Consider the following 13,122-nt stretch of genomic DNA (forward strand, 5'->3'; position numbering starts at 1 on the left):
CCAAAACGGTCGCGGCGCGGACGGAGGGCGGCCTATCGGCCGGGGTGGGGCAGCGCAAACCCGGCCGGCAAGTCTGCGCTGTGGCTGACGACCAGCCTTCGCGTAGCTCGCGTGAGCGCGACGAACAGGTCAGCGGCGCCGCCCGGGCCCGAAAGGATCGCGGCAGGCTCATCGATGACAACGACGTCATATTCGAGCCCCTTGACATCCTGGGCGCTCGCCACCGAAATTCGCGTCAAGTCATGCAAGCCGGCGTTCGTCTTTGCATACTGCGCTAGCCATTGGCGCGCGCTTGGTGCCTGGGAGGTGATGACGACGACGGTACCGTCGGCGAGTTTGGCCGCCTCCGCAACTCCCAACCGAAGCGCCGCCGTCAGCGAAGCCCCTGGTCCGGTGGGTTCGATGCGTATGGCATCGGGCACGTCGCGAGCGGGCGTAAGCGTGCTCACCCGCAAACCGGCCGCACGCGCCACGCGGACGGCCAGGTCGCTGATCGCAGCGGGAGTGCGGTAGTTCACAGTCAGGGTCTCGATGTGCACGTTATGCCCGAAGGGCCGGGCGAGCCTGTGCTCCCAATTTCGGGTGCCGGCGGCCGAACTGGTTTGCGCGGTATCGCCCACGATGGTGAACGACCGGGTGGGACAACGGCGGATCAACGAGCGCCACGCCATCGCCGAGAGCTCCTGCGCCTCGTCGACGACGATGTGGCCGTACACCCAGTCGCGATCGTGGGTGGCGCGATCCGCGGTCGACCCCCCGACCCGTCCAGCGCTGAACCGAGAGGCGAGGGTTTCGGCGTCGACGATACCTCCGCCGGCCCCAGAACCATCGAGCACGTCCCTGGCGAATGCCACCGCTTGTTCTCGCTCGCGCTCCGCGTCGCGATCGCGCGAACCATCATCGATAGGCCCAAGCAATTGCCACGCGTGATCGACCAGCGGAACGTCGTCGACGGACCAGCCCGCACCTCGTTCGCGCCTGACGGCGTCTCGCTCCGCTGGGGAGAGCATCGGGGCGGCCTGCTCCAAGCGGTGCGGTTTCGCGAAGAGATCCGCGATGAGGTCTTCGGCCGTGATGGGGAACCAAGCAATATTCAATGCCCGGCGCACGTTGCGATTTGTCCGCAGGTCCTCGCTGACGACCCCCCGAAACTCCGAGTCGGGGCTCTGCCCGTCGGCAACGAGGTATTGGTCCGTCAGCACCCTCAACATCTCCTTGACAAACGTCAGGCGGGCCTCGTTATGGGGCTTGTGGCGCCTGCGTGCCTTCGCGATCGCGCCTGCGATGTCATCGCGGCGGATGACTACCTGCACGCCATCGATGGAGATCACCTCATCGGCGGCGGGCACTCGTTCGCGGGCTCGTACCGCATTTTCGATGATGCGCAACCAGGCAGTGCTGCCCTTGACGCGTGCGGCCTGGGGCGTGTCCACGGCGGTGATGGCCATGCCCGGCACCAATCCCGCGATCGTCGTCGAGACTACTCCTGTCTCGCCTAGTGACGGCAGGACCTGGTCGATATACCGCAGGAATGTGCGCGACGGACCGACGATGAGAACGCCGGATTTGGAGAGCCGGTCGCGGTGGGAATACAGCAGGTACGCCGCGCGGTGCAGCGCCACCGCGGTCTTGCCCGTCCCGGGCCCGCCCTGGACTACCAGCGCCCCGGGGACCTCAGAGCGGATGATGCGGTCCTGCTCGCTTTGGATGGTCGCAACGATGTCGTGCATCTTGCCGGTGCGCCCCTGCGACAGCGCGGCCATGAGCGCACCCTCACCCGCCAACTCGACGCCTGCGGGCCGATCCACGTCGAGCAAATCGTCCTCGAGCGCCACCACCTTGCGTCGTTCGACGGTCAGGTGGCGTCGCCGCCAAATCCCCAGGCGGTGCGCTGCCGTGGCGCGGTAGAAGGGAGCCGCCGCCGGCGCCCGCCAATCCGTCAGGATCGGTCGATGCTCCGCATCCGTCAGGCCGATCCGGCCAATGTAGGTGGTCGCGCCGTCATCGGCATCGAGTCGACCGAAGCAGAGCCGGTCCTCGATCGCATCCAATTGATTCGCACGATCCTCGTACAGCGCCGCGAAGGCGTCCCGCTCCGAGCGATTCTGCGGGGAACCGCTGGGGCCGGACTTTCGCACGGCCGCGAGCCGGGCGCGAAACAACGCGCGCAGTTCGTCGAGCCGATCATAGAACCTAGATACGACGGCTTGTTCGGTCGCGATCTCGTGTGTCTTCGTCATCGTGTGAGTCTCCAGCCGATCGACGGTCATGGCGCGGAAAACGGCATACCATTATCGCGCACATGCGGTGAAGCGCGGTCGGTGAACTCGCCGGAAGCATTTTTGGCCCATCGGCGTTATAAAGGGCGAGAGCTTGGCGGCCGGGTGGGCGCCGCGCGTACAACACAACGGAGGTCACGATGACTCAGGCAACCCCTTACTACACGGTCGACGAGGCTGTCGCCCAGGAACTCATCGAACGTGCCGCGGGGCGCCCGGTCACACTCCTCGTGGCGCTGGAAGGATACCTGGACGCCGGACGCGTCGGGGAACTGGTGAGCGATACGGCGATCGTAGGTGCCGAGCGTTTGGTGACTTTTAACGCCGACGAGTTCATCGACTACCGGTCCCGGCGTCCGCGGATCACTTTCGCGGAATCCCGATTCACCGATTACGAGGCCCCGGAAATCGCCGTCGACGTCGCTGCGGACGCCCTGGGGGCGCCGCTGCTGGTTCTGCACGGTCTCGAACCGGACTATCGGTGGGAGCGATTCGTGACTGCGGTCTGCGCGATCATAGAGCGCTTTGGCGTCGCGCTGACGGTAGCTATTCACGGCGTACCTGCGGCGGTGCCCCACACCCGACCCCTGATTACGACGATATCGGCCACACGCGACGATCTGATCCCAAATGAGCCATCGTGGCTCGACACGCTGGTGCTTCCCGCGGGGGTTATCAACACCTTGCAGGTGCGCCTGGGGGAGTCCGGCCACGATGCGATGGGAATCGCGGTGCACGTCCCGCACTACCTGGCGCAGTCCGCGTATCAGCCGGCTGCGATCGCGGCACTGGACAAGCTCGACCAGGCGGCCGGGGTGCACGTGGATCCGTCCGGACTACAAAAGTCGGCCGTGGAAGCGCTAGATGAACTGCGCGAAAGGCTGCAAGAATCACCGGACATCGCGAAGGTCGTAACCACCCTGGAGGGGCAGTACGACACGATTCAATCGGGGCGCGCGCAGGCGCATGCGTTGACCGAGCGCCCCGGGCAGGCCGGTGAGGATCTGGCCGCCGAATTGGAAAGGTTCCTTGCCGACCAGGGCGACGAGTAGCGGCGAAGGTCGGCGGTTCATGGGGTGGCCGGGACCGCGTGAATTGCTGGCGCGTCGATGGGTTGCGCGCCCGCGATGAAGTCCGTCAGCACGGACCCGGTGAGCAGGGAAACGGATTGCGCATGGGAACGTAGCGTGCGCGAAAGGGCCGGCGCCGCGGGGTCGTTTCCGCTGTCGAGTTGCCCGGCGAGCACGACGTTTCCGTACCGGCGCCCCTTGAGCACTCCGGTTTCGGCGGCGACGCCCACCCACGCGTGCGGGCCGATCTCCCGCAGCAGGGTTGCCGCTTCGCGCTTAGTTTGTGTGAGGGGCGGCCTATCGCCAATGTTCATCAGGACGAGGCCGCCCGCCCGTAACTTGCCTATTGCGGTGCGGTAGAACTCGTCCGTTGTGAGCGCGCTGGGTGTAGTCGCGCCCGCGAATACGTCACGAATAATCACGTCGGCGCTTTTGTCGGACAGTGCGCGCAGCCCCGCGAAGGCGTCGGCGGTGCGCAGCCGAAGGCGCGGCGCGCGGGGGAGCGCGAACCAGGTCCGGGCGTGGGCCATGAGTTCGCCGTCGATGTCGATCGCGATATGAGTCGATGTCGGCCTGGAGGCGCTAATCGCGCGAGCGAAGCCGCACGCGGCCGCGCCCAGGTGCGTGAAACGTTCCGCGAGCGGCGCCCGGTCTTCGATGATGTCGCGGAAGACTTCGAGGTATTCGAAACCGAGGTTCGCGGGATTTGCCGTATCGATGTAGGAGCTTGGAACGTCGTTGACGTACACGGTGAGCGCGGCGGGGTTGTCCCGATCGAGTTCCAAGCGGATCCGCGACGCTGCGGTGGTCGCGGTCGTATCGGCCAATGTCAGAGGGTCGGGTGACGATGAATTGGAGGTCCCGCGCGGTTGCTTGGATTGCTTGCGCGGTTGGCGACTCTTGGACATGAAACTACAGTAGCCTGTCCCGCTTGACTATGTAGAACATGTGTTCGATACTTGGGTAAGGAGGTGGTCCACGTGGTTATAGATATCGCATCGAGGATTGCGCCCGCTGAGGGGCCGGGCGTGGTTGCTCGGCCCGTTCGCGAGCTGGTGGCTCGCGCGCAGCGAGAACTGGCAATTGCCCGCGGTGCTAGCGATCCCGATCAGGCTTTCGTTGCTGGTCACATGGCCGCACTGAAGTTCGCCGCCGCCGCGCTCGTGGTCGCACCCGCGGCTACCCGGCGCGGCCTGTCGAAGTCGGTATGGGTGCAAATAATCAACCGCGCACCGGAGTTGGCGGGGCTCGTCTCACGGTTCGAGGAAAGCGCGCGGGTGCGGGCCGGAATCGAAACTGGAGTCGTCGTTGGAATTCCAGCGCAGGCCGCCGCTGATCTCGCCGATGACGCGGCGCGATTCGCCGTGGCCGTCTTGGACTACATCGACGCGCAAGGTACCCCCGGTCCCAGCGAGCGACGGCAAGCATCGTGAGCAACGCGCCGCGATCCGCTTCCGTTCGTCGATACTGGGGCCCGGCGGACGCTTCTTGCAGCATCCTCCACGTGGACATGGACGCATTCTTCGCCGCAGTGGAAATCGCTGATGATCCGCACCTGCGCGGAAAGAAGTTGATAGTGGGTGGTCGGGAGCGTTCCGTTGTGCTGGCCGCCTCGTACGAGGCGCGCGGAAACGGCGTGCACTCCGCTATGCCGATGGCCGCGGCGCGAAGGCTGTGCCCGGATGCCACGATCGTAGCGCCCCGGATGGAGCGCTATAGGGAGGTCTCACGGCAGGTCATGGCGATTCTGCATGACATCACGCCGGTAGTCGAGCAGGTCTCAGTCGACGAGGCCTACCTCGATGTCACATCCGTGCGCAAGCATTGGGCGGACGTCGAGTCGATGGCGCGGGCGATCCGCGAGCGTGTCAGCGAACAACTCTCGATTACGTGTTCGGTCGGGGTGGGGCCGTCGAAACTGATCGCAAAACTAGCGTCGACCCATTCCAAGCCGAACGGCTTGCTGGTGATTCCTGCCGAATCGAAGATCGAATTCGTGCAGGCGCTGCCGGTCAAGGCGTTGCCGGGGGTCGGCGATCGTACAGCCGAGATACTGCATTCGCGCGGAATCGATACCGTCAGGGAACTATCGGCCACGAATCCAGATGCGCTTCGTTACTGGCTCGGGGTCACCGGCAGCCTCCTGTTTGATCTCTCGTGGGCGCGCGACCTGCGGCCGGTCGAGCCGTCGCGGGTGGAACAGAGTATTGGAGCGGAGCGGACGTTCGCTCAGGATCTCGTTGCGTCCGCCGAGCTAGACCGCCACTTGGTGGATCTGGCGCATCGAGTTGCCGCTCAGCTGCGAGATAAGGAGTTCGCGGCAACTTCGGTTACGGTCAAGGTGAAATCGTCCACCATGGCGGTGGTCAGCAGATCGCGGTCGTTACCCGCGCCCAGCGATCGCGGCGGTGACATCGTGGAGGTGGCGCGCAAGCTTCTGCGGGCTGCGCGCGAGGGTGGCGCGGCGGTGAGATTGATAGGCCTGCGTGCCGAGGGGCTGCGGTCGGCTAGGGCCGTTGGCCGGCAGGGAACTCTCGACGAATTGCAGCCGGGTAGCATCGTGGATTGCACCGACTCGCCCGCTCGTTCCTTTGCGGTGCCTCCTGCCTCCACCGATGTGGACGATGGTCCTGCCAAGGCGCTCGATCACTCGGTCGATGCGATCGACCGCTCGATTGAAGCGCTCGATCGGGTGCGCCGCAGATTCGGTGGCGGTGCGCTGGCGCCCGCAAGCTCGATCTTGCACAAAGGGAAGTAGCCGGGCTCCCGATGGCGGTGCGGTCCGGCGTGTGAGATGCAAAACGCGGCGTAACTATCCTCCCTCAGGAATCCCGACTATCCTTGACTCACTGATCCGGTTTTTCCAGCCAATGGGGGTGTCTCGTGCCGCTTTCCGAACACGAGCAGCGCGTGCTCGAGGAAATGGAGCGCGCGCTTAGGGGCGAGGACGCGGAACCCGCCGAATCGTTCGATCCGGTCCCCAGCGCCGACCGCACTCGCGGGGCTGGGCGCTACAGCGTGGCAATTCTCGGGATCATCGTTGGCCTGGTGCTGGCCGTGGTCGGCGTCGCGACCTCCCTGGTCGCGGTCGGTATCAGCGGATTCGTCGTGATGTTGGCGGCAACGATTTACGGGTTCGGCATGTCGCCCCGTGGCGCTGATGGAAGCCAGTCGGCAAAGTCCCCGCGCGGCCCCGAAACAACGCGGACAACGCCCGCGCGGCAGTCCTTTTCGCAGAAGCTGGAACGTCGTTGGGAGCGTCGGCGGCGCGGTGATCTTTAGGAACTGTTTCGCCGGTTCAGGCGCGGTTTGATCAATCAATGCCAGTCACGCGGCGGTCCCTGGGGTCCGCCCGTGTCGTAGATGCCCCAATGTCGGTAGTGTCTGACTGCGCGCGCAATCCCGGCTGACTGTTAGGCGGACCCACCATACGCCTTGCGTTCCTCGCGTCGGTCGGTGGGCATTTTCTCTGCGCCCGCGGTGGTCTTTTTCTCTGCGCCAGCGGTGGTCTTTTTCTCTGCGCCAGCGGTGGAGGCGTGCCATAACCCAGACCCGTTGGCGTTGTTCCCGCCTCCCCACCTTCCGCCGAAAACGCGGGCGGGTTCTGGATTCCTCCACTTTGCTCCACCTGTGGCGCCGTTCGACGCGGATCGGCGCGGCCTCTCGCGCAATTCCACCTATGCTGCTCGTCTCCGCGCGTCCTGACACGCCAATGCTTCGACGACGGCAAAAACCCACCACCATTTTTTACGGGTATTGACCTGCGTATTCGCATTCGGCAGCCGGGCAGGAGGGGAAATGTAGGAGCGTCGTGGAGGAAAGTGGAGTACTGTGGGGGAGTCTGGAATAGAACGGAGGTGAACCGCTGTGACTCAGCCGCTGTCTGCGCTACCCAATTTGCTCTTGGGTACCTACACGCCGCGGCTGGACGACAAGGGGCGGCTCATCCTTCCAGCAAAGTTCCGCACGCAGCTGGCGACCGGACTCGTCATGACTCGCGGCCAAGAGCACTGCCTGTACCTGTTGCCACTCGACGAGTTCCAGCGGATGTACGACAAGATCAGCCGGGCTTCTATCAACAGCAAGCAGGCCCGCGACTACATGCGCGTGCTGATGTCCGGTGCAAGCCAGGAGGTTCCAGACAAGCAGGGCAGGATTTCGATCCCGCCGCTGCTGCGAAAGTACGCAGACCTGGAGCGCGATCTCGCGGTAATTGGCGCGGGAACCCGCGTGGAGGTATGGGACCTTGCCGCTTGGGAGGAATACCTTGCCAACACCGAGGGCGCCTACTCGGACACGGATGGGGAGGTGCTTCCAGAAATATCGTTCTGATTTCGCCAACTTCGCTACACTTCGCGGCCTCCTCCCGCAAATCTGACGCACTTCCCCGGCGCCAGATACCCGCGGTGGGAGACCAGGGAGTGGAAGCAATCAAGGCGCGAAGCTCGAACACGATGTGTCGAATGAAGCCGCCGACCCCAGATCCAGGTAAGCCCGCAATGACCGAGCGTGCGCCGCTGCGCACCGATGCGACCATCCGCACGAGAGGAGAGCCAGCATGAGCGAGTCGTCGATCGATCGGGACGACATCACCGGCAAGCACGTGCCGGTTCTTTTAGAACCAACCCTTGAGCTGCTAGCGCCCTCTCTCGATGCCCCGGGAGCGATCCTTGTCGATGGCACGCTGGGCCTCGGCGGTCACACCGAAGCCGTCCTGCGGCGTTTTCCGGGTGCGAGCGTCATTGGGATTGACCGCGATCCGCGTGCTCTCGAACTGGCCAGCCAAAGGTTGTCGCCGTTCGGAAACCGGTTCACCCCGGTTCGCAGCACCTACGACAACATCTACGACATTCTCGCGGACCGTGGTATCCCCGGTGCGCAGGCAGTGTTGCTGGATTTGGGCGTCTCGTCGATGCAAATTGACGAAGCCGAACGCGGCTTTTCCTACCGGACCGACGCGCCGCTGGACATGCGCATGGACCCGACCCTGCCAACCACCGCTGCGCAGATTCTGAACACCTACTCTGTGGGAGAGCTAACTCGAATACTGCGCGAGTACGGCGAGGAACGCTATGCCAACCGGATCGCGAATCGCATCGTGGAGAGGCGTGCGGTGGAGCAGTGGGTGTCCAGCGGCCCCCTGGTGGATCTGATACGCGGTGCCATACCCGCAGCTTCCCGCAAGACAGGCGGCAACCCCGCCAAACGGACATTTCAGGCGCTGCGCATTGAGGTCAATGCGGAACTGGAAATCCTTTCGAATACGATCCCCGCCGCGGTTGATGCGCTCGCCGTCGGCGGGCGGATCGCCGTGATGTCGTACCACTCGCTTGAAGACAGAATCGTCAAGCGAACGTTTGCGCGCGCAGCAACGTCGAATGCGCCGCGCGGAATCCCCCTCGAGCTGGCCGCCGACCAGCCGTACTTGCGTCTCATTACGCGGGGTGCGATGAAGGCCCCCGCCGACGAAGTCATGGAAAACCCGCGCGCCGCCTCGGTGCGCTTGCGGGTCGCTGAACGCACACGAGAAACCTCGCCACAACGCGAAAGGAAAGACGCATGAGTTTGGCCCAGCCACTCCCGCCCAGCAGGCCGACACCACGACGGTCGTATCGCGGCGCGCCGGTTGCGGCGGAGCAGGCGGTTCGTGCCCCCGAACTCACCGTCGTTCCGACCCGGCTGGCGTCGCGCAGCCAGGCCGCCTTCTTGATCGTGTTGATGCTTGCCCTGGTCGCGGCACTGGCCGGATCGCTTGTTCTCAACACCCTCATGGCGCAGGGCAGCTACGAGCAGGCTGCGCTGCAAAAGCAGATCTCGCAAGAGGCCAGCCAAACCGACATTCTCCAGACGCGGCTCGATGACCTGAATACTCCGAAGAACCTGGCGCGATCCGCCAAACGGCTGGGCATGAAGCAGCAGCAGGCACCCCTGATGATTCGATTGAGCGATTCGTCGATCGTTGGATTGGCGAAATAACGTGGGTAGCGATCGCCGGGGTGGTGACCGGGATCGGCGGCGCAGCGAAACACGAGGCGTCGAGGGTGCTGGAGCGAACCGCGGACCGGGCGGCCAACGTCCGCGCCCCGCGCGCACCGAGAAAACGCAGCCTCGAGGTGCTGCGCAGCGTGCCGCAAGCAACTCGCGAAGTGGGCAAGGCGGCATCGGTGAACCAAAGCCCGTGCGTCCAGCAGCCGACCAGCGGGCACGCGGACGGTCACCGCAGGGCGCGGGGAGTGCCTCCGGGGATGCTCGCATAGGAGCAGGACGCACGGGCGCGCGCGCCACATCTGGACCTGGAGGCGGGACAACGGCGCCAGCCCGGCGATCGATCTGGGCGCGCATTACGAAAGGGTCGTGGGGGACCGCTGCCAAAGCGCGCACCGGCATTCGCGTTAACTGGATGGTGGTCGCGTCATGCCTTGTCCTGCTTTTGTTCATCGGCCGACTCGTCTATATCCAAGGAATCGATGCCGCGGCTTTGGCGGCCGAGGCGCGCAAGCAGATCACGGTCACGAAGACACTGTCGGCCAACCGTGGCTCCATCACCGACCGTAACGGCGTCGTGTTGGCGTCGTCGGTCACCAGGTATAACGTGACGGTCAATCAGCGCGAAATTGCCAAGTGGTCGCACACGAATGCGGCGGGCGAGAAAGTCGGCGGACCGACGGAGGCGGCGCGTCTCACCGCCGAGCTTCTCGACATGTCGCAGACCGAACTTGCTGCCATTTACACCGGTGACCGCATGTTCAAGTACGTCAAAAAGGACGTGTTGCCGGAAACCTGGCAGGCAATCGCTAGTTTGCGGATCGACGGCATCTATTCCGAAACCACGACGAAGCGCACCTATCCGGCGGGATCGGTTGCGGGCAACATCGTTGGATTCGTCGGGTCGGATGGCAACGGGCAGGCAGGCATTGAGAGCGCGTACAACCAGCAATTGACGGGAACCGCGGGGTCGATCACGTACGAGCGAGCTTTTAGCGGTCACGTCATTCCCGCCGGCGAGCAGGTAACCGTCGACGCCCAGCCCGGCGACACCGTCGAACTCACCATTGACCGCGACATTCAGTACGTGGCAGAGCAGGCCCTGGCGGATCAGATCAAGGCCGTCGGTGGCAGCGGCGGTTCGGTCACCGTCATGAATCCCACGACGGGGGAGCTGTACGCGCTCGCGGAATACAAGTCGGTCGATCCCAATGCTCCCGGCAAGTCCGACCCGGCGGACCGCGGTTCCAAGGCGGTATCGGACGTATTTGAGCCGGGATCGACGGCAAAAGTAATCACGATGGCGGCGCTGCTGGAGACGGGGCTTGCCACGCCCAAGAGCCGATACAAGGTCCCGGACCGCTACACGACAGCAAACGGTCAGACCTTCAAGGACTCGCACGATCACCCGACGGCGAAATGGACGCTGACCGGCATTCTTTCCAACTCGTCGAACACCGGAACCGTCATGGCGGCAGAGGACCTACCGCTGCAAGTGCGTTACGACTATCTGCATAAATTCGGTTTCGGTGAACTCACGGGGATCGAATTGGCGGGCGAATCTCGCGGCATATTGCACCCCGTCGATAAGTGGGATGGGCGCACAAAGTCAACTGTTCTATTCGGGCAGGGTGTATCGGTCACCGCGCTCCAGGCCGTGGACGTGTTCGCGACGATCGCGAACTCCGGTAAGAAGGTCAACCCGCACCTTGTCAAGCAGGTTTCCGGGAGCAAGGTGACGGACGACATCAACACATCCGGTGCGGATACCGGGGCAGCGGATGAGGGAACGCAGGTTATCAAGGAATCCGTTGCCAAGGATTTGCTCAAGATGCTCGAATCGACGGTGATCGACGGCACGGGGCAGGCCGGCGCCATCACCGGATACCGCGTTGCCGCGAAGACGGGCACGGCGCAAGCCGCGGATGCGAGCGGGCAAATGAACGACATCGTGGCGTCGTTCATCGGAGTCGTCCCGGCAGAGGACCCCCAGTTGGTGATCTCGGTGGTGGTGAACAACCCCAGCGAGAAGGTATCGATCTACGGTGGTGCGGTGGCGGGGCCCGTCTTTGCGAAGGTTGGCACCTACGCGCTACAACGCCTCGGGATTGCCCCCAGCACGACCAAGGCCAAGCTGTATAAGGAAGAATGGTGAGCCTTGCCGGGGTTCACAACTCGCGAACGGTAGATTGACAGGTATGACTTCGCAGCAAGGACTTATGCGGCCCCGTGCCGTCTTCGGCAAGACCCTAGGGGATGTGGTCGACAGATTCGGCGGAGCGCTCGTCCTTGAAAATTCCGCTCATCGCAGCGTAACTATCACGGGTCTGGCCGTCGGAACTGGGGACCTGGAACCGGGTGACCTTTTCGTCGGTTTGCGCGGGCTGAAGACGCACGGCGCGAAATTCGTCGATAGGGCCGTGGCCGCTGGCGCGGTCGCAGTTTTGACAGACGACGAGGGCGGGGGTCTCATTGGTGCAGACCCGGCCTACAGTGACCTCCCGCTGCTGATATTCCGTAACCGTGACGAGCAACGCGAGGTGACGGGGGAAATCGCGGCCTGGTTCTACGACTACCCGTGCTCCAAACTGGTGACGATCGGCGTCACCGGCACAAACGGGAAGACGACGACCACCTACTTTATCGATGCGGCCATGGCGCGCGGCGTCGGCACCACCGCGTTGCTCGGAACCGTGGAACTGCGTGTCGGTGATGTGGCGATCCCGAGCCCTCGCACGACGGTGGAAGCGCCCGTGCTCCAGTCCGTCACGGCGATGGCCGCCGAGCGCGGCGCTGGCGCCCTGACCACGGAGGTGTCCTCCCACGCGCTTGCCTTGCAGCGGATCGCCGGGGCGCAGTTCGACGTCGTCGGGTTCACGAACCTGCAACGCGATCACCTCGATTTTCACGTCACCATGGAGAATTACTTCCACGACAAGGCACGGCTGTTTTCTGCGGGTGTGGCCCGGCGCGGCGTGGTCTGCGTCGACGACGAGTGGGGCCAACGACTGGCCGCGGAGGCGAAAATTCCCGTCGCCACCGTTGCCACGCACCCCGAATCCGCAGGGTATGACTCAGCGCAATGGCGGGTGACCGACGCGCACGTGACGATGGGAAAGATCGGGTCGAGCTTCACGTTGCGAGGTCCGGACGGCATCGCGATCGGCGTGCACTGCCCGCTGCCCGGAATCGTCAACGTTGCAAACGCCGCATTGGCGATGGTGATCGCCCACAGCGCCGGGGTCTCGCTTGCGGATGCGGCCGCGGGAATCGAGAGCATCACGGCGATTCCGGGGCGCATGGAGCGTGTCGTGGATGACCCGGATCGGCCGCTCGTCATCGTGGACTACGCGCACACACCCGACGCCTTGGCGCTCGCGCTGGAGGGCGTACGGGCGATAACTCCCGGCAAGCTGGTTATCGTTTTCGGATCCGATGGGGACCGCGATCGCGGCAAACGCCCGATCATGGGGGAGATCGCGGCCCGCTTGGCGGACGAACTGGTCGTCACCGATGAAAACCCGCGGTCGGAAGACCCCGCGGCGATACGCGCGGCCATTCTTGCGGGAGTAGCATCCGTGCGTCCCGGCGGCGAGCTGGTGCACGAAGTATCGCCGCGCTGGGATGCGGTTGCAGTTGCGATCGCACACGCAAGCGCCGGCGACACGGTGATCATTACGGGTAAGGGGCACGAACCGACGCAGGAAGTTGCGGGCGTATTCACTCCGTACAATGACCGGGATGCCGCCCGTGCCGCCCTGGGTGCAACAAACTAGGTCTGGGGGCAC

General features: G+C 64.3%; 12 protein-coding genes. 10 read left to right on the plus strand and 2 right to left on the minus strand.

The annotated features are described in order from the left end of the window. Positions 1-32: 32 nt before the first annotated feature. Positions 33-2,240 carry a HelD family protein gene (locus FB389_RS00525; RefSeq protein ID WP_142110886.1) on the minus strand — a complete coding sequence of 736 codons (2,208 nt, stop codon included), beginning with the start codon at positions 2,238-2,240 and terminating at the stop codon, positions 33-35. 179 nt (positions 2,241-2,419) lie between these two features. Between FB389_RS00525 and FB389_RS00530 the strand changes: the two genes are divergently transcribed. Continuing rightward, positions 2,420-3,331, plus strand: a complete 912-nt coding sequence (locus FB389_RS00530) for a PAC2 family protein (protein WP_142110887.1) — start codon at positions 2,420-2,422, stop codon at positions 3,329-3,331. A gap of 17 nt (positions 3,332-3,348) precedes the next feature. On the opposite strand, the gene FB389_RS00535 is transcribed toward FB389_RS00530, so the two are convergent. After that, positions 3,349-4,257 carry a spermidine synthase gene (locus tag FB389_RS00535; RefSeq protein ID WP_142110888.1) on the minus strand — a complete coding sequence of 303 codons (909 nt, stop codon included), beginning with the start codon at positions 4,255-4,257 and terminating at the stop codon, positions 3,349-3,351. A gap of 72 nt (positions 4,258-4,329) precedes the next feature. On the opposite strand from FB389_RS00535, the gene FB389_RS00540 reads away from it, so the two are divergent. From FB389_RS00540 to FB389_RS00580, 9 genes are all read left to right on the plus strand, one after another. Continuing rightward, the gene (locus FB389_RS00540) at positions 4,330-4,782 is read left to right on the plus strand and encodes an SAV_6107 family HEPN domain-containing protein (protein WP_142110889.1); all 453 of its coding nucleotides are present in this window, start codon (positions 4,330-4,332) and stop codon (positions 4,780-4,782) included. 71 nt (positions 4,783-4,853) lie between these two features. Beyond that, a complete protein-coding gene (dinB, locus tag FB389_RS00545; protein ID WP_211344925.1) occupies positions 4,854-6,107 on the plus strand; it encodes a DNA polymerase IV in 1,254 nt (417 codons plus the stop codon). A gap of 125 nt (positions 6,108-6,232) precedes the next feature. Then, complete coding sequence (locus tag FB389_RS00550; RefSeq protein ID WP_142110891.1) at positions 6,233-6,631, plus strand: DUF3040 domain-containing protein; 399 nt, start codon at positions 6,233-6,235, stop codon at positions 6,629-6,631. 615 nt (positions 6,632-7,246) lie between these two features. Further along, positions 7,247-7,681: a division/cell wall cluster transcriptional repressor MraZ gene (gene mraZ, locus FB389_RS00555; protein ID WP_142113345.1), complete on the plus strand. Its 435-nt coding sequence runs from the start codon at positions 7,247-7,249 to the stop codon at positions 7,679-7,681. A 226-nt stretch (positions 7,682-7,907) separates the two neighbouring features. Next, complete coding sequence (rsmH, locus tag FB389_RS00560) at positions 7,908-8,912, plus strand: 16S rRNA (cytosine(1402)-N(4))-methyltransferase RsmH (protein WP_142110892.1); 1,005 nt, start codon at positions 7,908-7,910, stop codon at positions 8,910-8,912. Continuing rightward, a complete protein-coding gene (gene ftsL / locus FB389_RS00565; RefSeq protein WP_142110893.1) occupies positions 8,909-9,325 on the plus strand; it encodes a cell division protein FtsL in 417 nt (138 codons plus the stop codon). The genes rsmH and ftsL overlap by 4 nt, the downstream gene beginning before the upstream one ends. 65 nt (positions 9,326-9,390) lie before the next feature. Then, positions 9,391-9,606: a hypothetical protein gene (locus tag FB389_RS00570; RefSeq protein ID WP_142110894.1), complete on the plus strand. Its 216-nt coding sequence runs from the start codon at positions 9,391-9,393 to the stop codon at positions 9,604-9,606. A 143-nt stretch (positions 9,607-9,749) separates the two neighbouring features. Further along, entirely contained in the window at positions 9,750-11,489 is a 1,740-nt protein-coding gene (locus tag FB389_RS00575) for a peptidoglycan D,D-transpeptidase FtsI family protein (RefSeq protein ID WP_142110895.1), read from the plus strand. 43 nt (positions 11,490-11,532) lie between these two features. After that, the gene (locus FB389_RS00580; RefSeq protein WP_142110896.1) at positions 11,533-13,110 is read left to right on the plus strand and encodes a UDP-N-acetylmuramoyl-L-alanyl-D-glutamate--2,6-diaminopimelate ligase; all 1,578 of its coding nucleotides are present in this window, start codon (positions 11,533-11,535) and stop codon (positions 13,108-13,110) included. The last annotated feature ends 12 nt before the right edge of the window (positions 13,111-13,122 follow it).

It is taken from the genome of Rarobacter incanus, from assembly GCF_006715765.1.
Classification (GTDB): domain Bacteria; phylum Actinomycetota; class Actinomycetes; order Actinomycetales; family Cellulomonadaceae; genus Rarobacter; species Rarobacter incanus.

What these genes read in the sequence shown, in the direction of transcription:
- FB389_RS00580 (WP_142110896.1), top strand. Translation starts at nt 11,533, where the DNA reads ATGACTTCGCAGCAAGGACTTATGCGGCCCCGTGCCGTCTTCGGCAAG.
- FB389_RS00535 (WP_142110888.1), bottom strand. Translation starts at nt 4,257, where the DNA reads ATGTCCAAGAGTCGCCAACCGCGCAAGCAATCCAAGCAACCGCGCGGG.
- FB389_RS00530 (WP_142110887.1), top strand. Translation starts at nt 2,420, where the DNA reads ATGACTCAGGCAACCCCTTACTACACGGTCGACGAGGCTGTCGCCCAG.
- FB389_RS00575 (WP_142110895.1), top strand. Translation starts at nt 9,750, where the DNA reads ATGGTGGTCGCGTCATGCCTTGTCCTGCTTTTGTTCATCGGCCGACTC.
- rsmH (WP_142110892.1), top strand. Translation starts at nt 7,908, where the DNA reads ATGAGCGAGTCGTCGATCGATCGGGACGACATCACCGGCAAGCACGTG.
- FB389_RS00525 (WP_142110886.1), bottom strand. Translation starts at nt 2,240, where the DNA reads ATGACGAAGACACACGAGATCGCGACCGAACAAGCCGTCGTATCTAGG.
- ftsL (WP_142110893.1), top strand. Translation starts at nt 8,909, where the DNA reads ATGAGTTTGGCCCAGCCACTCCCGCCCAGCAGGCCGACACCACGACGG.